Origin of the sequence: Desulfomonile tiedjei DSM 6799, assembly GCF_000266945.1 — a bacterium.
GTDB classification, from domain to species: Bacteria; Desulfobacterota; Desulfomonilia; order Desulfomonilales; family Desulfomonilaceae; genus Desulfomonile; species Desulfomonile tiedjei.
Genome location: NC_018025.1, coordinates 4,766,883 through 4,789,076, shown reverse-complemented (window position 1 = coordinate 4,789,076; position 22,194 = coordinate 4,766,883). Strand labels below are relative to the sequence as shown.

18 protein-coding genes are annotated in these 22,194 nt (G+C 51.6%); 5 read left to right on the top strand and 13 right to left on the bottom strand.

Going from position 1 to position 22,194, the window contains the following annotated elements; genetic code table 11:
- Window position 1 precedes the first annotated feature (1 nt).
- The 6 genes from trpB to trpE are packed head-to-tail and all read right to left on the bottom strand — an operon-like array spanning window position 2 to window position 5,753.
- Complete coding sequence (gene trpB / locus DESTI_RS20420; protein ID WP_014811878.1) at window positions 2-1,216, bottom strand: tryptophan synthase subunit beta; 1,215 nt, start codon at window positions 1,214-1,216, stop codon at window positions 2-4.
- A complete protein-coding gene (locus DESTI_RS20415) occupies window positions 1,188-1,838 on the bottom strand; it encodes a phosphoribosylanthranilate isomerase (RefSeq protein ID WP_014811877.1) in 651 nt (216 codons plus the stop codon). The genes trpB and DESTI_RS20415 overlap by 29 nt, the downstream gene beginning before the upstream one ends.
- Window positions 1,831-2,610 (bottom strand): indole-3-glycerol phosphate synthase TrpC, encoded by a 780-nt coding sequence (trpC, locus tag DESTI_RS20410; RefSeq protein ID WP_014811876.1) that lies wholly within the window; start codon window positions 2,608-2,610, stop codon window positions 1,831-1,833. The genes DESTI_RS20415 and trpC overlap by 8 nt, the downstream gene beginning before the upstream one ends.
- Window positions 2,610-3,626, bottom strand: coding sequence for an anthranilate phosphoribosyltransferase (trpD, locus tag DESTI_RS20405; protein WP_014811875.1), 1,017 nt, complete (start codon window positions 3,624-3,626; stop codon window positions 2,610-2,612). The genes trpC and trpD overlap by 1 nt, the downstream gene beginning before the upstream one ends.
- Entirely contained in the window at window positions 3,607-4,266 is a 660-nt protein-coding gene (locus DESTI_RS20400) for an anthranilate synthase component II (RefSeq protein ID WP_014811874.1), read from the bottom strand. Before DESTI_RS20400 ends, trpD begins: the two co-directional genes overlap by 20 nt.
- The gene (gene trpE / locus DESTI_RS20395) at window positions 4,263-5,753 is read right to left on the bottom strand and encodes an anthranilate synthase component I (protein ID WP_041287385.1); all 1,491 of its coding nucleotides are present in this window, start codon (window positions 5,751-5,753) and stop codon (window positions 4,263-4,265) included. Before trpE ends, DESTI_RS20400 begins: the two co-directional genes overlap by 4 nt.
- Before the next feature lie 710 nt (window positions 5,754-6,463).
- Between trpE and hypF the strand changes: the two genes are divergently transcribed.
- Window positions 6,464-8,773 (top strand): carbamoyltransferase HypF, encoded by a 2,310-nt coding sequence (gene hypF / locus DESTI_RS20390; protein WP_041286359.1) that lies wholly within the window; start codon window positions 6,464-6,466, stop codon window positions 8,771-8,773.
- Window positions 8,774-8,978: 205 nt separating this feature from the next.
- On the opposite strand, the gene DESTI_RS20385 is transcribed toward hypF, so the two are convergent.
- Window positions 8,979-9,920: an IS110 family RNA-guided transposase gene (locus DESTI_RS20385; protein ID WP_014809154.1), complete on the bottom strand. Its 942-nt coding sequence runs from the start codon at window positions 9,918-9,920 to the stop codon at window positions 8,979-8,981.
- A gap of 437 nt (window positions 9,921-10,357) precedes the next feature.
- Between DESTI_RS20385 and DESTI_RS20380 the strand changes: the two genes are divergently transcribed.
- The 4 genes from DESTI_RS20380 (at window position 10,358) to DESTI_RS20365 (ending at window position 14,362) form a co-directional block, all read left to right on the top strand.
- Window positions 10,358-10,597, top strand: a complete 240-nt coding sequence (locus DESTI_RS20380; protein WP_014811871.1) for a HypC/HybG/HupF family hydrogenase formation chaperone — start codon at window positions 10,358-10,360, stop codon at window positions 10,595-10,597.
- Window positions 10,594-11,673: a hydrogenase formation protein HypD gene (gene hypD / locus DESTI_RS20375; RefSeq protein WP_014811870.1), complete on the top strand. Its 1,080-nt coding sequence runs from the start codon at window positions 10,594-10,596 to the stop codon at window positions 11,671-11,673. Before DESTI_RS20380 ends, hypD begins: the two co-directional genes overlap by 4 nt.
- A 2-nt stretch (window positions 11,674-11,675) precedes the next feature.
- The gene (gene hypE, locus DESTI_RS20370; RefSeq protein ID WP_014811869.1) at window positions 11,676-12,695 is read left to right on the top strand and encodes a hydrogenase expression/formation protein HypE; all 1,020 of its coding nucleotides are present in this window, start codon (window positions 11,676-11,678) and stop codon (window positions 12,693-12,695) included.
- Window positions 12,696-13,036: 341 nt separating this feature from the next.
- Window positions 13,037-14,362: a Glu/Leu/Phe/Val family dehydrogenase gene (locus DESTI_RS20365; RefSeq protein WP_014811868.1), complete on the top strand. Its 1,326-nt coding sequence runs from the start codon at window positions 13,037-13,039 to the stop codon at window positions 14,360-14,362.
- 365 nt (window positions 14,363-14,727) lie between these two features.
- Here DESTI_RS20365 and bioD read toward each other — a convergent pair whose 3' ends face one another.
- The 6 genes from bioD to DESTI_RS20335 form a co-directional block, all read right to left on the bottom strand.
- Window positions 14,728-15,447, bottom strand: a complete 720-nt coding sequence (gene bioD / locus DESTI_RS20360) for a dethiobiotin synthase (RefSeq protein ID WP_014811867.1) — start codon at window positions 15,445-15,447, stop codon at window positions 14,728-14,730.
- 319 nt (window positions 15,448-15,766) lie between these two features.
- On the bottom strand, window positions 15,767-17,236 hold the full coding sequence (locus DESTI_RS20355) for a hypothetical protein (protein ID WP_014811866.1): 1,470 nt from the start codon (window positions 17,234-17,236) through the stop codon (window positions 15,767-15,769).
- A gap of 272 nt (window positions 17,237-17,508) precedes the next feature.
- On the bottom strand, window positions 17,509-18,882 hold the full coding sequence (locus DESTI_RS20350) for a protoporphyrinogen/coproporphyrinogen oxidase (RefSeq protein ID WP_014811865.1): 1,374 nt from the start codon (window positions 18,880-18,882) through the stop codon (window positions 17,509-17,511).
- A 70-nt stretch (window positions 18,883-18,952) separates the two neighbouring features.
- Window positions 18,953-19,879: a glycosyltransferase family 2 protein gene (locus DESTI_RS20345; RefSeq protein ID WP_014811864.1), complete on the bottom strand. Its 927-nt coding sequence runs from the start codon at window positions 19,877-19,879 to the stop codon at window positions 18,953-18,955.
- Between the two features lie 539 nt (window positions 19,880-20,418).
- Window positions 20,419-21,660 (bottom strand): glycosyltransferase, encoded by a 1,242-nt coding sequence (locus tag DESTI_RS20340; protein ID WP_014811863.1) that lies wholly within the window; start codon window positions 21,658-21,660, stop codon window positions 20,419-20,421.
- A gap of 74 nt (window positions 21,661-21,734) precedes the next feature.
- Window positions 21,735-22,058, bottom strand: coding sequence for an AF1514 family protein (locus DESTI_RS20335; protein ID WP_014811862.1), 324 nt, complete (start codon window positions 22,056-22,058; stop codon window positions 21,735-21,737).
- Between the last annotated feature and the right edge of the window lie 136 nt (window positions 22,059-22,194).

Sequence of the window (22,194 nt, the reverse complement as noted above, 5' to 3'; positions counted from 1 at the left end):
TTCAGTCACCTGCCAGCACTTTTTCGATTATGGGCATGTCCTTGTCACCCCTGCCGGATAAATTCACGACACAGATCTCGCCACTTTGCATCAGCGCCATTTCTTTCTTTGCCTGGGCCAAAGCATGGGACGATTCCAGCGCGGGAATGATCCCTTCTGTCTTGCAGAGCTCACTGAATGCTTCCAGGGCTTCGTCATCATTGATAGGAACGTATTTGACTCGTCCCTTGGATGCGAGGAACGAGTGCTCCGGCCCCACGCCCGGATAGTCCAGCCCTGCCGAAATGGAATGAGCTTCCTTGATCTGACCGTTTTCGTCCTGGAGCACGTAAGATCGCGAACCGTGAAACACCCCTGGCTCGCCCGCGCAGATTGTAGCTCCGTGTTTGCCGGATTCTATTCCCAGACCGCCAGCTTCCACTCCGATCAGTTTTACGCTCTCATCCTCCAGGAATGCATGGAACATTCCCGCCGCGTTGCTTCCTCCACCGACGCATGCAACGATTTTGTCGGGCAGCCTGCCTTCAGCCCTGAGTATTTGCCGCCGGGTTTCCTGGCCTATAACGGATTGAAAATGTCTCACCATGAGCGGATATGGATGCGGCCCGGCTACGGACCCGATGACGTAAAACGTATCTCTGATATACGTGGCCCAGTGCCGCATTGCTTCATTCATGGCATCCTTGAGTGTTGCCGTTCCTGAGGCGACCGGAATCACCTCAGCGCCCATGAGCTTCATACGGAAAACATTCGGCGCCTGCCTGCGAATATCCTCCTCCCCCATGAACACCTTACATTCCAGTCCAAGGAGAGCAGCAGCAGCGGCAGTTGCGACACCATGCTGGCCTGCGCCGGTTTCAGCTATCACGTTGCGCTTCCCCATGTGCCGTGCGAGAAGCGCCTGACCGAGCGTATTGTTGATTTTATGAGCCCCGGTATGCAGGAGATCTTCGCGTTTCAAGTAGAGTTTTGCTTTTCCCCACTTCGCGGCCAAACGTGAGGCCTGGAATAAAGGCGTTTCCCTGCCCGCATAGGTCTCCAGTAATCGAATCAGTCTTTGTGAGAAATCAGGCGAATGAACTATGTCGAGAAAGACTTCTTCCAGCTCGAGAAGTGGAGTAATGAGAATCTCGGGGACAAAGCGCCCTCCGAATTGTCCATAATATCCCTTTATGTCGGGAACTGTATCAAGCGCAGGTTGCGCAGTGCACCGCATATGTGAACTCCTTCATTTTTTCGTGATTCTTGATTCCCGGCTCGAATTCCACTCCGGAGGAAACATCGACTGCCCACGGTCGAACGATTTTGACGGCCATTTTGACGTTCTCTGCAGTCAATCCTCCGGCAAGAATCAACCGTTTTCGTATTCCCGAAATGTCTTTGTCGAGAAAGTCTCCAATACATTTCCAGTCCGGAACGGTTCCAGTTCCACCCCATGTTCCGGGCACTGCCGAGTCCAGGAGTATTCCAGCCGTCTCATAGAGTTGGATCGAAGCCAGACTTTCCAGTCCGCTCACGCGCAGAGCCTTGAAGACTGGCCTGTCGAAACCGCTGCAATCCTCGGGGTGCTCTGAACCATGCAATTGGATCGAGTGTATGCCGGACGTACGGCTCATTGCTTCAATTCTGTTTCGTTCTTCATTGACGAATACGCCCACCGTCGTAACAAACGGAGGCATCCGACGGATGATATCGCGGGCATCTTCCGGATGAATGAACCGCGGGCTCCCTGCATAAAAGACGAAGCCCAACGCATCAGCACCGGATCTCACCGCTGCAATCGCATCTTCAATACGGGTAATCCCGCAGATTTTCACACGGACATGCGTATCAAGCATGTAACAGCTCCTGAAGCGCGGCTTCCGGATCAGGGGATTTCACGAGCGTTTCGCCTATAAGAAAACCGTGCACCCCGGCGTCCCGCAAACGTGAGATATCCTGGTGAGTGCGAATGCCACTCTCCGATATGATTGTTCTGTCGCTTGGAATGAGGCCCGCGAGTTTCACGGTAACATTCAGATCGGTCCCGAACGTCCTCAGATCGCGGTTGTTGATACCGATCAACCCGGCGCCGACGTTAAGTGCCATACTGAGTTCGTATTTGTCATGGATTTCCACTAACGGTTCCATGGCCATGCTTCGGCTCAACTCAATGAGTGATTTCAAAGTCCCTTCATCCAGGACGGCGGCAATAAGGAGAATAGAATCTGCTCCGGCAAGCCGAGCTTCAAAAATTTGGAAAGGTTCCAGGATGAAATCCTTTCGGAGGATCGGCAGCGGGACCGCTCTGCGAACTTCCTTAAGGTCTGAAAGACTCCCGCGAAAATGGTCTTCCTCTGTAAGGACCGAAATCGCACAAGCCCCACCTGATGCATAGGTTCGAGCAAGGCTAGCGGGTTCCAAGTCAGCATTCAGCAAACCTTTCGATGGCGATGCTCTTTTGATCTCAGCAATGATATGTATTCCCGGTCCTCTAAAAGCATCGAGAAATGCCTTCGGCGGAGATGCCAGCCTGGCTTGCGCCTCCAATGCTCCTGCATTTGCATGAGCGATTTGAAGCGCGAGTCGTTCGGCTTTGATTTTGACAATTTTCTGCAAAAATCCGGACATCACGCACTCCCGAAGGCAAGGAATTCGTCCAGTTTCCGGCGAGCTGCCCCTGAATCCACTGCTTTCCTAGCCACTTCAAGCCCTTCGGCCATATCCCCTGCTTTATCGGCAACAATGCATGCAGCGGCTGCGTTTATGAGAGCTATATCTCTCCGGGGACCCGGTTTTCCTTCCAATACGTTCAGAAGGTGTACGGCGTTTTCTTTTGCATTTCCGCCTTTCACTGCCTCAAGAGGGCACTTCTCCATCCCCAGTTCAGCAGGATCGAAATAGGTGGTGGTCACAGTCTCCTTGTGAAGACGAGAAATCTTGGTCACCGAGGACAACGAGATTTCGTCCAGCCCGTCCATCCCGTGCGCAACGATTGCCGATTCGATGCCAAGTCCCTGAAGCGCGTAGGCAATGGGTTCCGTGAGGGCCGGATCGTAGACACCCACCAACTGGCAGGACGCGCCCGCGGGATTCGTGAGCGGTCCGAGCACGTTGAACAGAGTACGAATACCCATTTCCCGTCGTGGACCGGCAGCGTGCTTCATGGCCACATGAAACATCGGAGCAAACAGAAAACCGAATCCGGTATCTCGAATACATCGGCTCACTTCTTCCGGAGTATGGTCGAGGTTAGCTCCCAATTCTCCGAGCACATCAGCGCTTCCGCAGGAACTGGAAACCGATCTGTTTCCGTGTTTTGCCACCCGAACTCCTGCTCCGGCAAGAATGAAAGCGACCGTGGTTGAAATGTTGAATGTGCCGGTCCCGTCGCCTCCGGTTCCGCAGGTGTCGATAAGCGGAGCCTCCATGAGATCCAGTTCGACCGGGCGAGCTTTCCGACGCATTACCGTGGCAGCCCCGGTGATTTCATCCACGGTCTCTCCTTTCATCTTCAACGCGGTCAGAAAAGCTCCGATCTGAGCGCCGGTAGCCTGGCCGGCCATGATTTCTTCCATAGCCTCCTCGGATTCCTGCCGAGTAAGATTTTCCTTTGCAGTGGCTTTCTTAATTGCTTCTTTGAGCATGTTCCCTCTCCATTTCAGGTGTTCCGAATATGTGTTTGCCCGAATTCCCGTTGGCCTTCTTCTCGTGAAAATCCCGAGTCATTTCTAAGAAGTTAGAAAGTATCCGTTTGCCGTCCGGAGTAAGAATGGACTCCGGGTGAAACTGCACTCCCTCAATGGGAAACTCTGTGTGCCTGATTCCCATGATCTCGTCCCTGTCGGTACATGCGGTGATTTCAAGGCAGGATGGCAGGCTCTCCTCATCCACAATGAGGCTGTGGTAACGGCACGCGTCAAAAGGGATTTCCATCCCGAAGAACAACCCTGTGCCTTTGGTAAATACGGGGGAGGTTTTCCCGTGCATAAGCCGTGAAGCTCTCACCACTTTGCCGCCGAAAGCAGCGGCTATAGCCTGGTGTCCGAGACAAACCCCGAGTATCGGAATGCGGTCACCAAGACCCTTGATCACATCAAGCGAAATCCCCGCCTCTTCCGGTCCGCCCGGGCCGGGAGAGATCACCACTGCCTCAGGGTCGGATTCCACAATTTGCTTCAGGCTGACCTTATCATTGCGCAGCACCTGGACTTCCTTTCCAAGTTCCTGGAAATACTGAACAAGATTAAAAGTGAAGGAATCGTAATTATCTATAACCAGAATCATTTGAGCCTCCCATTCAGGTTTGAAGCCATTTTCAGTGCTTTTTTCATTGCTTCGGCTTTTTTGAGCGTTTCGAGGTATTCCAGCTCCGGGACCGAATCGGCGACAATTCCAGCCCCGGACTGGAAGTATGCAGTGGAACCTTTCATCGTGACGGTCCGAATCGTGATGCCCATGTCCATGGCCCCGGAATAGGAGAAGTACCCGGCGCACCCTCCGTACGGGCCCCGATGTTCCGGTTCCAGGTATTCGATAATCTCCATGGCCCTAATCTTGGGAGCGCCGGAGAGTGTTCCTGCGGGAAATGTTGCCCGGAGCACGTCAAAGGCGTCGTAACCGTCAGCAACGGCTGCTCGAACGTTCGAGACCATGTGCATCACATGCGAATAGCGTTCGACGATCTTGAACTCATCCACTCGGACCGTCCCCGGACGGGCTATGCGTCCGAGGTCGTTTCTAGCGAGGTCGACCAGCATCACGTGTTCGGCCAATTCCTTCTCATCGTTCAGAAGCTCCCTTTCCAATTCGGCGTCGTGCTCCGGTGATTCACCTCTGGGCCGAGTCCCGGCAATGGGTCGTACCACTGCATTTCCATCACGCAGCCGAACCATGACCTCTGGTGACGAACCCGCCAGGACTTCGTCGCCAAAACGGAGGAAGAACATGTACGGCGAGGGGTTGACGATGCGGAGCCCTCTGTACACGTCCACAGGATCGTAATCGATATGTCCCTGGAATCTTTGAGACAGGACCACCTGAATGATGTCCCCGGCCACTATGTGCTCTTTGGCCACAAGGACCATCTTTTCGAAATCCTCCTTGGAAATAGTGGATTGAAAATCGTTGCCGTTGGTGCAGCCTTCCTGAGCGGGGCGCATGGGAATGGGGCCGTCGAGCTTATCCTTGAGATCCTGGAGCCTCTGGAGTCCATGCTCGTAAGCTGCCGGGAGTGAAGCATGTTCTTCGGGGTTTACCGCAGTCATCAGCATGATCTTGTGTTCGAGATTATCGAAGAGGACCATGTCTCGGGTAAGCATGAAACATGCATCGTAAAATCCGAGATCCGGACGGGAGAGACGGGGAATACGTTCAAAGTGACGCACCATGTCATAGCCCAGGAATCCGATTGCTCCGCCGAAAAACTCGGGCACTCCTGGCACTCGGACCGGCTTGAATTCATCCAGCAGCTTTCTGACGATTCTTGTGGGATCGTCTGAAACCGCCTGTTCCGTTGTACCGTTGTCCCTGGTAATTTCGATCCGACCTTGTTTAGCTCTGACGATCGTTCTCGGCTGTGCGCCAAGACAGGAATATCGTGCCCAGCGTTCGCCACCTTCGACGCTTTCCAGGAGAAAAGAGCTTTTCCCATCATCGATCTTCATGAACGCGGAAACCGGAGTATTCAAATCCCCGGGTATCTCGGTGCACATGGGGATGAGATTGCCGGCGACGCTGAGTCTCTCAAATTCGGTGAAATCGGGTGTGATCATTTCCAGGCCTTTCATAGCGATTCGCATTTGTTCCGGTGCAGAACGCAAAAAAGCCATGGGCTGTCTGCCCATGGCCTTTTCTTGAATTCGGTTCTGTTATTTACAGTGTTTTATACGTCCGTCATCAAAACAGGCAGACCTCCCGTGTTCGTTTTATCCAGCACCACCACCAATTGTTGAGGTTGCATAAGGGTATCATGGAGTTCCACCTGTGATTGTTCAGGGTAAAGAACAACGGAAATTTTGTCAACCGTTTTTTTGCATTTGGATGTAAGGCTCAGTCTCGGGTGGTGGTTTGATACCGATTCGCTTTTCTTTTTGTAATCTGGCAGGCTGGAGGTATCCTTCGCTCCGGACGACGCAAAGCCGTCTAATCACTCCGCTTAGAACACCTCAGCCTGCGCCATCTTATATGCATAATTGCGAAATAGTATGAGAGGTATTTTGTCTGAGTACGCAGGATGCCGGTGAGCAAAGCGAACCGCATCGTCGATGCCAGAACGTCTGAATGCCTGTCATTACGAGCGAAGAAGCAATCGCCTGAAATGAGGTGCTTGAGTCTGGAGATTATCCTGCGAGCTCAGGGATCGCTGTGCTTTTCACAATTCTAAGAAAATCCGATACGCCTTCCCCCCTTCCGTTTTTCCCTGAAAATTGATAGTTTTATAGGCGAAAAGCGAAAGGCGCGTTAGGTGAAGTCCCATCAATCCATGCCTCGAACGGTTCGAAAACACATAGTTCTTACAGGTATTCTCCAGGGAATAGGTTGCAGGCCGACGGTCTATCGTGTTGCTCTGCGGCTGCGCCTGGCGGGATGGGTTGTGAACACCACCCAGGGGGTACAGATTGAAATCGAAGGCCCTGAATCACAGTGCGATCGATTTCTCAAAGAACTCACCCAAGCCATTCCATTGCCCGGTCGCATCGACGCCACGACGGTTCAGGATGTTCCTCCCAAAGGCGAGTCGGATTTCCGCATAGAAGCGAGCATCCAAGGCGAACGCACGGTTACTCCTATTCCGCCCGATACAGCTACCTGTGGTGAATGCGTGTCAGAGCTGTTCGATCCTGAAAACCGCAGATTCTTGTATCCTTTCACTACCTGCACACTCTGCGGTCCGAGATTTACTGTGGTGCGCTCGTTTCCGTACGATCGGGAACGTACGAGCATGGCGGATTTTACCATGTGTCCTCAGTGTGCAGCAGAATACTCCACACCGGAAGACCGCAGATTCCATTCCCAGACCAATTGCTGTCCGGATTGCGGGCCAAAGCTTTGGCTTACCGATTCCGGTGGCGAACCGATTTCCGGAGACCCGATTTCACGGGCAGTAGAACTCCTCATGCGAGGAAAGGTCCTCGGGATCAAAGGAATAGGAGGATTTCATCTGGCCTGCGATGCACTGAATCCGGAGGCGGTGGATCTTCTCAGGCAGAGAAAAGGACGTGCGGAGAAACCCTTTGCTGTTATGATGCCTGACATAGCGACGGTGGAACGATACTGCATAGTAACCGAATCCGAAAGGGACCTGCTGACTTCTCCAGTGGCGCCGATTGTGCTGATGCAGAAGGGCGCGGAACAGACCGCCGAAAATGTTGCTCCATTTGTGGGCACGCTGGGAGTAATGCTTCCGTATTCACCGATTCATCATTTGCTGTTTCGTCCTCCGGATATTCCTCCGGACCGCAGACCTGAAGTCCTGGTGATGACCTCCGGTAATCGTTCCGAAGAGCCCATAGCCCGGGACAATGAGGAAGCGCTCGATCGATTGCACGATCTGGTGGATGCATTTTTGTTCCACGACAGGGAAATCGTGCTCAGAACCGATGATTCTATACTTCGCGTTATAGCAGGCAATCCGACTGTGTTCAGAAGATCCAGAGGTCTGGTTCCCGGCGAATTCAGGGTGCCACGGATCGGGTCAGGCTTGAATGAAAAGGATGACTCCTTGGCTCCCGTGATTCTGGCGGCGGGTGGAGATCTCAAAAATGCCGCTGCGGTGATTAAAGGCGACCGGCTCGTACCGGGTCCCCATGTGGGCGATTTGGCTTCTCCTGTGGGACAGGATTATTTTCTCCAGTCAGTTCGAGTTCTTACAGAATACCTTGAGGCTGAGCCCGGAATAGTCGCAGTGGACCCGCATCCCGAGTATTTCAGCAGCACCCTGGCTTCCGAAACGGAACTTGTTGTGGATGAAGTCTTCCATCATCATGCGCATGCTGTCAGCCTGTTGTTTCAGCATGGATTATCCGGCCCTGCTATTTTTGCTGTCTTTGACGGGACAGGTTACGGCACGGATGGAACCATCTGGGGCGGGGAATTTCTCATCGCGGACCGGAGAAATTTTAGCAGAGCAGGGCATCTGAGCCTGTTTCCGCTTCCGGGTGGGGAAGCTGCAATTCGGGAACCCATCCGCATACTAGCAGGTTTACTTGCTCAAGATGGGGAATTGCGGTCTGAATTCGGCCCGCTTCTGGGATCGCATATCAACAAGGCGCCACTCTGGTTGGAAGCAGTACGGAAAAGGTTGAATTCGCCTTACACCTCGTCAGCGGGGCGTCTCTTCGACGCTGCTGCCGCTGTTGCGGGATTTCATAGGCACGTAACCTTCGAAGGACAAGCGGCAATGTGGCTGGAAGCGCTGGCTGATCCTCACGAAACCGGCGAATATCCCATTCGTTTTCTTGGAGACGACCCCCTCATCGCAGACAGCGCAGCCTTGATTATGGAAGCTGCACGGGATATGCTCTCCGGAACGGCACAGAGCCGTATTGCGGCTCGCTTCCATAACAGTATGGCTCGGCTGATCACCCGTGCTCTCCTGGAGTTTTCACAGCGGACCGGGCTGGAAACGGTGGGGCTCACCGGCGGATGTTTTCAGAATAAGCTACTTACGGAGCGCACCGTGGAACTGCTGCGTGAGACGAATCTGCACGCGCTCCTGCATAGTTCCATACCGCCCAACGATGGAGGAATTGCAGCAGGGCAGGCCTTGTCAGCGCTTTCGAGATTGGCTTAGAAACGGGTAATGGCGGTTCTTTGCATCCTGTCGGCGCCTGCGTAAGCGAAAGACAAGCAATTGCACAATCCGTATATAGGAATGTCAGAATTTTTGTCCGATTGCGAAAAGCGCTTCTCGAAAACTGGTGGGTGCCGTGCCTCCGTGCCGGCACATTTCTCAGAACAAATCGACCAGTTCGGCCCGGCAGCGACTGTGTTTCTTGTCAAGGAAAAACTACCTGGAAAGGCTGTTTTTTCTTGAGCATTGCGTTTAGGATGACGATCATCTTACGCATACAAGCCGTGATGGCAACCTTGAAAGGTTTTCCAGCCTCAATGAGGCGTTGATAGAAAGGCTTGATGACTACATTGGACGTTATGGCCGCGACTGCAGCCATATACAGGGTTGAGCGTACATCCGCCCGTCCACCCGAAATCTCGCGCTTGCCTTTCTTCTTTCCGCTGTCTTTGTTGAGAGGCGCCAGGCCGACGAGGCGACTGATTTCATGACGGCTGACATGTCCCAGTTCGGGCAGTTTTGCCATGAGCACTCTGGCAGTTATGGGGCCCACGCCTTTGAAGGTTCGGAGGAGTTCCTCTGTTTCACGCCACAGAGGCGATTTCCTGATAAGGTCATCGACATCTTTATCGATGTCTTCGATTTCCTTATCTAGGGCTGCTATGACCGTTTGAATGCTGCGCTGCACGCGATTGGAACGGGCTCGATGGAGGCGATTCTTTTCTGATGCACGCAAATCAACAAGCTGCTTTCGACGTGTTACGAGTTCCTTGATTTGCTTTTCGTCCTCCGTTGGCAGCGGCTTCGGTATGGGCCTAACCGTTTGGGCAAAGCGTGCCAGCACATAAGCATCGATGGCGTCTGTCTTGGCGAGTTTTCCGATGCCTTTAGCAAAGTCCCGCACCTGACCAGGGTTGACGACAGCGATCGGCAGGCCGGCGAGACCTAACTGGGCCGCAACGGTTATCTCGTAGCCTCCGGTGGCTTCCATCACGATTACCATGGGGGTCTCTGCGTGGAGGATCTCAATCAGCGAGTCGATGCCTTGAGTGTCATTCTTGACGGTGGTGTGCATGCCTTTTGGCAGCACATGCGCATCCAACTGATCTTTAGAGATATCTATGCCAACAAAAACTTCTTCATGCATGTGTAACATCCCACCCTTGTGGATACGGACTTCTCAACGAGTCCAGGCGACTGTTCGGGCTTTTTACACGAAGGCCTCCGGTGATCCAGCTGCCGGGCAGTCTCAGAGGACCAAGGGACGAACGATCTACCGGTGCCTCTGCCCGACTCCTGCAGAGAGTCTGACAGACGTGCATCCCCCCTCTATCAGGACTCTTATATCTTGGCAACCAAGAGTCCTATTTTTTGAAGTACCTCGTATCATTGATCCAGTATCAGCCCCTCCCCTCAGCTCGGTACCGGTTCCAGAGATTCAGTACTTCATGGACAGAAACATACAAGGGACGCCGGCCCCTACCGTTTCTCATAAAAGGTAGGGTGTTCAAAAGGTCAGAGATTATGCATGCTATAACTGTGGCAATCACACCATTTTGAATGGATACTCGTTGAGGTAACAAGATGTGTTTGGCTGTTCCCATGAAACTGGTAGAACTCACCGGAGAAGGAATCGGCAAGGTCGATTCCGGAGGCGTGAAGATTGACGTGAGCCTTGCCATGCTTCCTCACGCCCAAATTGGCGATTATTTGATCGTACATGCAGGTTTCGGCATTGAAGTGCTGGACGAGCAGGAAGCGGCGATACGCCTGGATCTTTTCCGAGAGCTGGCCGCTGCCACTGCAAATATGGAGGATGCGTGATTCCGAACCAGGAACAACAAGCAGCACAGGCGCTTGTTCGAGAGATCAAGAACCTGGCAGGAAAATACGCGAAACGCATGCGATTCATGGAAGTATGCGGTACACATACCATGGCGATCCATGCCGCCGGCCTCAAGAGTCTCTTTCCCGATAACATCAGCCTGGTTTCAGGGCCGGGTTGCCCGGTGTGCGTCACGGAGAAGCACTTCATAGATCACGCGATACTTCTGGCTAAAAAATACGACGCAACTGTGGTGACTTTCGGCGATCTCGTGCGAGTCCCCGGTTCAACCGGATCGCTCGCTTCGTGGCGCTCCGAAGGCGGCTCCGTTAGAGTTATATATTCACCTCTGGATTCTATCGAAGTTGCATTGTCGCAGTTGCCGAGACCGGCCGTTTTTCTGGGGGTAGGCTTCGAGACGACTATTCCGACGGTTGCCGCAACACTCAAAGCAGCACAGGCAAGAGGTGTTGAAAACCTCTTTGTGCTCCCGGCATTCAAGACAATCCATCAGCCTCTCAAGATACTTGCAGAACAGCAAGACCTGAACGGTTTTCTCCTTCCCGGTCACGTGTCCGCAATCATCGGATCGGACTGTTACCGGTATTTGTCGGAAGACTTCGGCAAGCCGGGAGTAATCGCCGGCTTCGAGCCTTTGGACATTCTCCTGGCGGTCCGTGATCTTGTTCGCATGACGCTGGAGAAGAGCCCGGCAATATTGAACGATTATCAGCGGGTTGTTCGCCACCACGGTAATCCCGTTGCTCGGCAGATTATGAACGAAGTGTTCGAACCTGCGGATGCATCGTGGCGTGGCCTGGGAATGATTCCGAGGAGCGGCCTCGCTTTCCGCGAGTCTTACGCCAGATTTGACGCTGCTGCACGATTTCCTGTGGAAGTGCCAGAAAGCAAAGATGATCCACGGTGTCTCTGTGCCGCAATCCTTACCGGGTCCAGAACTCCCGACCGATGTGGATTGTTCGGCAAAGAATGCACGCCGGAAGAGCCGGTAGGACCGTGCATGGTATCGTCGGAAGGAACATGCGCCGCGTATTACAAGTACGGAGCGGTCTGAACATGCCAAAAAAGAGCAACGGAAGAGTTCTCCTCGGCCATGGCGGGGGAGGAAAAATGACGGGTCGGCTCATTCGCGATGTGATACTGCCGAGATTGGACCGAGGCGCACTCGGACCGTTGCCGGATTCAGTCGTTCTCAACGGGCTTGGCAGTAGCATTGCGTACACTACCGATTCCTTCGTGGTTTCCCCGCTCTTTTTCCCCGGAGGCAATATCGGTTCCCTCTCCGTTCACGGAACCTGCAACGATCTCGCATGCTCCGGGGCGCGGCCATTGTTCCTGTCGCTTGGCCTTATCCTGGAAGAAGGATTTCCTCTGGAGCAGCTTGACTCGATTGTCACCTCAATAGCTGCTGCCGCAGACGATGCAGGTGTCCAAATAGTTACCGGTGATACGAAGGTTGTTCCGAAAGGCAGTGCTGACGGCATCTTCATCAATACCTCAGGAATCGGAAAGTTGGAAACCGATATTCGACTTTCCCCATCCTGTATTGTCGAAGGTGATGAGATCATCGTGAGCGGTCCGGTGGGAAATCACGGCATGGCAGTTATGCTCAGCCGCGCAGAATTCTCCTTCGATTTTGACTTGAAATCCGACTCTGCTTCCATATGGCCCCTTGCCGAGCGTCTTCTCGAGCTTGGTGACGGACTCAAGTTTCTTCGCGATCCCACCCGGGGAGGAATTGCGGCAACCCTGAACGAAATAGCCGCGTCAACGGGCAAAGGCGTGCGAGTGACTGAAACCGCTATACCTGTGGACGAATCCGTTGCTGCTGCAGCGGAAATACTGGGAATCGACCCGTTTCAGGCTGCCAACGAAGGAAAAATCGTTGCCGTTGTGGGAAAAGGTCTTGGCTCTAAGGCTCTGGAACTCCTGGGAGATTCTCCCCTGGCGAGAGATGCGGCAGTAATCGGTGAAATCACCACAACAAACCCGTCGAAAGTGGTCATGATCACCCGAATCGGCGGTTCCAGAATCATGGCCGAACCCTCAGGCGAACTGCTCCCCCGCATCTGCTGAAATCGTGGGATCTTCTTATACCGAAGTGCTTTCAAAGCGGTAATATTGGGGAACCTTTTTGTAAAAAGGTTCCCCAAACCCCTCCAAAAACTTTTAACACTGGCTTAACCTATCGTTTTTCCCTTGGAAAAACGATAGGTTAAGTAAATGCTAGAAGTTCTTAGGAAGGGGCTCGGGGAAACACTTCTTACAAGAAGGGTTTCCCCGGTCTTACTTCTTTGATTGCACATTGTATAAGAAGATCCCACGATGAGTGACGGTGGTTTTTTCTGATTCTCTTGGGCTAAATTCCGTTCTATACTGTCTGATCTAGTTGCATATAGTGTGCGGGAGTAACTGAAATGAATTCGCCTGAAAAGCCTGCTGAGAGCGGCAAACACGCTCCTTTTTCCATATCCGGCTACTTGACGAATCGTCAACCCAATGGAGACAACCTGTACGCAAATGCGCTCGTTCAATTCGACAAAGCAGTAGCGCATTTGAACCTCAAACAGGGAGTCATCGAAGCCATGCGTTTTCCCAAACGCGAGCTGTCCGTCTCTTTTCCGGTGGAAATGGATAATCGTGATATCAAGATTTTCCGCGGTTACCGCGTGCATCACTCGATTGCAAAAGGCCCTACCAAAGGCGGCATACGCTACTCTGCCGACGTGACGCTGGATGAGGTTCGAGCGCTTGCCATGTGGATGACCTGGAAATGCGCTCTCATGAACCTGCCTTACGGTGGGGCAAAAGGGGGAGTCGTAGTCGATCCCAAATCACTTTCCTCTCGGGAACTTGAGCGGCTGACTCGAAGGTATGCGACGGAAATCAGCATTCTCATGGGACCTGAAAGCGACATCCCTGCTCCGGATATGGGCACCAGTCCTCAGGTTATGGCCTGGATCATGGACACCTACTCTATGCATCGGGGTTTTTCAGTGCCTGCAGTTGTCACCGGAAAACCTGTGGAAATAGGGGGCTCTCTGGGGCGCACCGAGGCAACCGGACGCGGCGTTGCCGTCACGATCCTTGAAAGCCTCAAACTCAAGAATTTGAATCCGGGGTCTATAACCGTAGCTGTCCAGGGCTTCGGGAATGTAGGGTCAATTGCCACAAAGCTCGTTCATGACATGGGCATGAAGGTAATTGCGGCTTCGAGTTCCAAGGGAGGAGTCATCAACAGATCCGGCCTGAGTCCATCGCATCTCATCAAGTACTACGACGAATCCAAAGGACTTACCGGTTTTCCTGAGGGCGATTTCATCAGCAATGAGGAGCTGCTTACGTTGGATTGCGACGTGCTCGTGGCAGCGGCAACAGAAAACCAGATTACTGCGCGCAACGTGAACAAAGTCAAGGCAAGAATCATTGCAGAAGGAGCTAACGGTCCTACTACTCCGGAGGCGGATGAAGTGTTGAATGCAAACGGAGCTTTCATCATCCCCGATGTACTGTGCAATGCCGGCGGAGTCACCGTCAGCTATTTGGAATGGGTCCAGGACCTGCAATCATTCTTCTGGCCCGTTGAGGAGATCAACCGCAAGTTGACCACACTCATGCTTAAAGCATTCCAGAGCGTAATGGAGTGTGCCGAATCGTATGGGGTATCGACAAGGGAAGCTGCCCAGATACTCGCGATTCAGCGCGTTGCCGATGCAATTGTCATCAGGGGCATTTATCCTTAAAGAGCTGAGGAGAAGCGAAGAATAGGACTTATATCAATTTGCACTCAAAATCCTTCCATTCCCCCATAGGGCCAACTTATGGCATCTTTGGTCGTTTGTTCCGGAGGAACAACTGACAATAGGCCGACGATTCATCGCCGGATAAGGAAAAAACCTAATGATTTTGGAGTCCCGGAGGGACGGCTGATACACAAAATCCCGGCAATGAATTACCGGGCTATTTTCTTTAGTTCCTGCGGACAAAGAATTACAGAAAAGTTAGCGCCTATCCCTCCGTTCCCCGGGGTTAGAGGGATTCTCGTTTAACTTTAAAAGCAAATTGTTGTTAGTCTCTCCAGCAATATTACAGTATCGCGAGGAATGAGTCAGCCAAGCAGTCGGGAAAGAAACTCCTCGGGCCATGACGACTGAATGACATCTGTAACGGAATCCGGATTTGCCAGATCATTTTCATCCAAGAAAGGGGTGACCGCCACGGGTATGTGTTTCACCAGCCGTGCAATGTCTCCTGCAGTGTGTTCTTCTTCCGGACCGAATTCCCTGGACGAGCACGACAGCACAATGCCCGCTATACCGAGCGATCTCGCTTCAAGAGCGGACACGCTCAAGAGCGTATGGTTAATCGTACCGATCCGCATACGGGCGACCAGGATCACAGGAAATCCAAGACGCTCAATCAGGTCGATCATCATGAGATTTTCCTGAATCGGAACCATCAGACCGCCGGCACCCTCTACGATTACCAATTCCGATGATTCCGCAATCGCTGAAATATGCCCCACAATGTCCGACAGCATCAGTTTTCGCCCTTCCATTGCAGCGGCTCGTGCAGGAGATGCAGGCAAAGAAAACCTGAACGGAGTAACGTCGTCCAGCGAAATCTCATTGTCGGATGCAGCGGTCAACAATGCGCCATCCTCGGGATGTAAAACACCATCTCGCCAATTGCATCCGGTTTCAACGGGCTTAATGCCGACGGCGTTCACGCCTCTGCGTCTCGCGAGTCTCACCAGGATCGTGCTGATGACTGTCTTGCCTACACCGGTATCTGTTCCGGTAACAAACAATCCTTTAAAAGGTCGCATGTGAATCCACCTACCGGCAATGAAGAAACGTCTCAAAATTCATGAGTGGACAGGACATCATGCCACGATCCGCCATCTTTGTAGGGGCAGGCCTAGTGCCTGCCCTTATTTTGGGCGGACACTAGGCCCGCCCCTACGATCAGGCCGGGCAGATGATGATAAAATCGTGATACGATCAGGCATCAATTTTGACTTTTGAGACAGCGTCTGAATTACCGGGTTATTTTCTTTAGTCCCTACGGGACAATGAATTACCGCAAAGTTAGCACCAATGGACTATCTAGATCAAAAAACGTTCTCTCGCATTCTTTATTGGTAACTAATTAGATTCCGTGTATTCTTCCGGTGGTGTCGGCATAATATTTTCGCCGATCAGATTATGTAATTCATGGAAATTTCGGGCCTTGACCACTTCTTCACGGTTTCGATCCGCGGCATCGTGTACATCGAATTTTTCGGTGCTTGCAGGAACCGCGAAGAACTCCTCATCCAGGCCAAAGATATTGTATCGACGGCTTATACCACGTAATTTGGTACCGTCGGTAACACCGGGAAACAGAATAGTCCTGGGTATAAAATTCTGCGCCTCGCTCATATCCATGAGAATGTCACAATACATATCGCCGGATTCGATCCATTCCGGAGAGTTTCTGACTTCTCGGGCAACCGCCGCCGCTTGTTCCATTTCGTTCAGGGCTGCAAGGAGACGAATTTTCGCTGTTGTCACTTTGAGTTTCTGCAATCCCCGGAAACGTGCGATGCAGTCATCTATGAGACGTAGCGACCGGCCTTTCTCGTAAACTTCCGAGGCAGGCAGCTCCAGCAGTTCATCGGGAATCTTATGCTTCAGGAGAAAGCAAAGGGTTCCTCCATACGGTGACTCTATGATGCTGAAGTAATCTTTCAGGTATTCCATGGTGAGATGAATCCAGTAGCAGTAGAAATGGAAATAATCCTGCTGTGCGACAATGGATCTTCCCGGAATGAGAACTCCGAAAAGCTGTTTAACCAGGTGGTCGTTGATTTCCCTGCTCTTGGCGAGATCGATGAACGCGATCTCCAGCGGCTCACCGGTCCAGTCCATAGTCAAGATATCGCCTGCATGAAAATCGATATAATCTTTAAACTGCATGGTGTTCTTCAGGAATAGAGGAAGAAAACTCTCCCCATCCTGGAGGCCGGTACCGGTAAAGAGAGGAGCCATGTAATACTCGGCATACATGAACAAATCATAGGAATGTATACGCTTGTGCTTGTTCCCAACTCTTGAATTCAGTGCCAGGCCTGAAGAAAGTGCACACGTAGATTCTCCGAGCAATGGGCCTCCATCAAAAATTTCACCTACTCCTTCGTAGTATTCCCGAGCGATCCAGTGGAGATAGAGAGACTCTTCGGGTGACATGAGAGAAGGAATAGAATAAGTCTCATGAATGTTAACATCCAACGCCAACCAGGGCCTATGGGGAACGAGCGCCTGCGTCAGAATGTACTTCTCCAAATTCAGTTGCTTTATTTGAGCATCGAGAGGCTCTCGAACAGACGCCAGTGTCTGCTGTAAATTGTCTCTTGCGAGGATCAAATTATCTCGAATTCCGATGAGGCTCTCACATTCCTGAATGAGTTCCGAGTTCCTGTGGATCAACGATTGTTTTTCCGTGTCAAGGGATTCGATATGTGCGAAAGCTGCATCTCTTTCAGTTAGATAGCGATCACGTTGAGAGATGACTTTGCCAAGGTACGGCACACTCATTGCCAGAGGTTTGAGAGCTTTCTTGAAACCGGAACTCATGCTTCGCCTTTCGATTCGGATATTCGCTTTTGGATTATGTCGTTAGTTCAGTTCCGATTTGATGGCATTGCGGGTTCAGCCATCGTAGGGGCAGGTCTCGTGCCTGCCCATCTGGAATGGCCGGCACTGAGGCCGGTCACTACCGGGCACCCACAAGGGATGCCCCTACCCGGTTCGCATTGGCCTTCACCCGCTGGGCCAGGAACGGCCTTTGCCGGAAATCTTGACTGACTCTCAGTTGAATTAAGGACATGATCCATTCGCGTTGAGAACTATTTCAGTTTGTTGACAACGTGCGGATAATGCAAAGTTTGTTCTTGAGAGCCCGAAAGTATGTGATCGACACATTCTTTACCTTGCATGAAACTATGATCCATGTTTCCCACTTCGTACTTCCACGCGCCCATTCTTCCTCTGCTGAATACACCATGATCCGCCAAAAATTCAAGGACAGGTGCAGTTATTTCATCACGATGGACTGTCGGTATGGGGTACGTGTCGGCATGTCGCGAATAATACACGTGTCTAATGCTGGAGGTGCTATTGATGAGCCCTGTCCGGAGCGCGCCCTGAATCACCCGGTCAACCACTCTATTCTTTTCGACAGCTTTGTGTTTCGTCTCACTTACTTCAGCCATCAGGGACCATGTCTTGCGAATGTCTGGAACATTATTGTGCGAATAGTGGCTGAAATGCGTCACTCTGTAAAAGGGGCTGTTTTCTTCCGGAAAATACATCCAACATTTTTTCCCGAGGTGCTCCGGCGGGGTACCATCAACTCCCAATCCCACAAGATGAGTAGACGAAACCCCTAAATCCCGAACTCGGGGGAATTTTGATTCTATCCCTGCAATCCTGCATAACTGCGGCAATCCAATGGACGTTATCATAGTGTCATAGTCGATGACCGAACCTGATTTGAAGAAAGCTTTTCGCCTGTCAAGATCGATGCGAATCAGCTCCCGGGAAAGACCAAGCTTGTCGGACGGCAACGAGGCTGCAACCGATCTCCAGATTGCACCCGTGCCACCGTGCAAAGGAAAGCGAAATTTATTGTTCGGTCCCCACGCAACATCGTCCCGTTTATACACGTAATTTTCGATTATCCGGGACAGATTTACCGGTGCCACTCGCTCGCCGACCCATTTCCAGGACATGGTATCAAGCGGAAAACCCCATACTTTCCAGTTATAGGGGCGCAAGAAGATTTCTGCGAGGCCTTCGCCAAAAGTAGCGATTATCCATTCGGAAAAATTGCGAGGGCTGGAATTGTTCCCGGATTTCAGCACCTCTATAATGCCGTTGACGCATTTGAGAAAATCGGCTTCGTCCAGATGATGAATATTCATCTGGAACGGGTAGGGAACCCATCGATCTGCAATCCGAATCCAGGATTCGCGTTCGTGATGAACCCAACCGGTTTCTGCGGGAATCACCGTATCCAAAACGCGGTCGAAGTACTCATAATGGCTGAAGAGAACATGGCCGCCCACATCCCAAACATAGCCTTCGGAATCGACAAAGGACGCGGAAAGCCCTCCCCAGTAATCCTCTTTTTCGAAAAGTAGCCAGTCGGATATTTCTAATTCCTGCAGTCTCCACGCAGCGCCTAAGCCGCACGGCCCTCCTCCGATTATCAGCAGCATTCGCCTGTTCCATTTCCAGCGGATGTTACAGGTCTCGAAAGAACCTGAAAGTCGTCAACATCAGAACCGCTCATGGGATTTCTGTTACGGGATACGTTATGCATTTTCGGTAGTTAAAAAAGAATCCGTTTATGCCTGCCCAAAAGAGCGGAATCTGCAGCCGTAAGGGAACATCATGGGCCCACATGAGCCGCACAATGTTTCCAATAGTGGCCAAGGCTCTCAATTTACCACCCTCCGCCCTGGACAGCGCCACATGATTTCGCACTCCATATTTCCATTTCCAGAGATCTTTTTGCACAATGTGCTTGTATTCCACTCCCTGGTTTGCGGGAGTAACGTGCTCCACTTTGCTGGATTCTATGTAGTAAGACGTTAGTCCCGCTCCATATATCCTTCGGGTGTATTCCACATCGTCAAACCAGATGAAGAACTCCTTCACAGGATAACCGACCCGCTCGACCGCAATTCTACTTATGAGTATGGAGACGAATGAAGCATTCCAGAGACGAATGCAGCCGGGACATTCCGGATGTCCGTACCACCAGTCGGCGCTCGGGTGAGGGGTATTCATTACGTGACGGCAACCATCACGCCAGTTGACCTGGGATGCAAGGAAACCTATTCGACCCATATCATGGTTTGCGATGCGGATGGCTGGTTCCAGGAGCTGCTCCAACGCATCGTCCTGAGGAAACACGTCGTCGTCCATGGTCCAGATCCAGTCCGCACCGGTTTCGTACGCTCGCTTGATGCCGTGATGAAATCCTCCAGCACCTCCGATATTCGTGTCCAGAAAGACGGGCATGATATCGGATCGCCCGGAGGCAAGGTGCTGCAACCAGTCGCGGGTGCCGTCAGTGCTGCAATTGTCCACAATGACAATGGTTTCAGGCTTTCTTGTCTGAGCGGTAACAGCAGCGACGGTGTTTTTCAGTAATCCGAGTCTATTATATGTGACGATGACACAGGCAACGTGAGTACTGGTGAGATCCATAGCCCTTAACCAAGATTATCGGTGATTTCTTTTTTCGCGACTAATCATCTAGACGCATTAGATTAGAGATGGATGAGAGTGGAACCGTACGCAACAAAAATCCGCAGGTAATCCTGATATAGCATCCTCAAAAGAGCTTCGAATGCCATCATCCCCCACTCCGTGTCAGGCTATCCTAGCACGTGGGACAGCACGAACACAAGCTCGCTGCATGAAGTACAGGCGCGCGTTCTCGCTCAATCCTTCTCATACTGTGCCCATCCGCCCGTCCCGTCTTATAGCGATTGCCAAAGGTCCTGACGTTTATCCCATGCTCTAATACAAGGCACGAGTGGAGACCGGCGTCCCTGCCGGTCCATTCTATCGATATCATTGATCATATTGAAGATGTGCCGGCACGGAGGCACGGCACCCACCAATATTCCTCATCTTCAATCGGTCACTAATTTTGGCAACTGCACTATAGTTTTGAGAAGATGATTTTTGCGGGACATCCGAGTAAACAATGACCGCCCAAACCGGCAAGAAAAAAATCGCCGTTATTTCTTGCTTGCCTGAACGAGCAGGTTTGCAGCTTCCAGAAGTGTATTTACATGTTCGTCTATCGTCGGCCAGTCAGGAATCGCTGCTTTCATGCGCGAGACTTCGGACGGGTTTTCATTGAGAGTTCTGACCTTTTCTGCAAGATCGCGTGCGTCGCCCGGACGAAAGACAATTCCCCATGCCCCGTCCCTCACCATTTCAGCCATTCCACCGAGATCACTGCATATTACCGGCACTTTGTGAATAAAAGCTTCGATGATGACATTGGGCTGATTTTCGTACCATACTGACGGTACTATCAGAACATCGATTTTCCGGAAGAATTCACTTCTGTCAGAGCAGAACTTTTCGAGGATTGCATTGGAGCGAGGATTTTCCTGCCGGAATCTTCTTATCTCGCTGTCATCGGAGAAACCACGGATGATGAGCCTCACTGAATCAAGCTGCTCAAAAGCCCGGACGAGGATCGATACACCTTTCTTGGGAGAAATTTTTCCCAGGTATCCGAGCGTGAGTCCTTCTGTGCTCTTCGGTTGCTCCTGTTCGATCGGACGACTGCCCGCAGGATAGGGGATCAACCGGCATCGTTCCATGTTGAAACCGAGTTCCTTTAGCTTGTCCCGCAGGAATGCCGAAGGAGAAACGAAAAGATCCACATCCTGCAATAGATGTTCTGATAAGAACCTTCGAGGAATCAGGAGCGGAACAGCGAGGAATGGAGCGATTCCGTGTACAAAACCGGGCAGCGTCGGGAATCTGCTTGAGAAAAGACATCTACCGCAGTCAATTGGAGACCCTCCGGAACACAAATCGTTTTCATGATTCAACAGGGAATACGAAGGACACACGGGATAAAAGTCGTGCAAATAGTAGATTGACGGAATTCCCGCCTTCCTGGTTCGTCCCGGCAATCCCATGGAAAGCCTGACCAAATGATGAAAAATGACGATGTCCGGTCTGAATTCTTCGAGTACCCGAGAAAATGCGGCTTCGACGTGTGGTTTCCACACGGACAAAAGAACCTGGGCACGAGCCGGTCCGAATCCAACCCGGTAAATCTTCAGGTCTTGAAGTCCTTCTTCAGTAAGCTTTTGGATACTAACCGTTTTGTTGGACGCGCAAAATAGCCCTACCTCGTCCCCGCGTGCCAATAATTCCCGCATTTGTCGGACACACACTGTTTCGCTGCCGAAGAGTGGCTCCGGAAAAAAGTTGTGCAACGTGAAAAGAAATTTCAAAAATCGTGCTCGGCTTCAGAAGAATTTTTCAGTAAGGAACACGATAAAGGTTTTTCTCCGAAGACACAACTTTTCTACGGTAACTGATAAGGAGTATGCTCGCCCGATCTGTAGATAAAAACGTATTCCTCGTTATTGATGTTTACGGAAATCGAGCCTCCTCGAAATTGTGCATACACCAGCCAACTCGGTTTCTCTTGTGCACCGTATACGATATTGGGAGAGTGACGACCTGTCTTTTTCTCAAACCAGGCCAGCAGAATCGGATTCGAGCTGAACTCTAAAGCTTTCTCGTCAGCAATCACTTTGGCATTTTTTAAATTCAGGGAGACTCCGTTCACGTGAACGTCAATCGGCCTGTGGAGCATTTCTCGCGTAATTCTTCTCGGATCGGCCACTTCAATCCTCCGGTAATAATTCTGTATTGTTTGGCGCCGTATATTGAGACGCGCTTCAATTGCGGGAGTGTCCCGAATAACCAAAATTGTAGCAATGCCTGTGCCAAAGCTTGTAAAACCTCGTTCCCAGTGATGG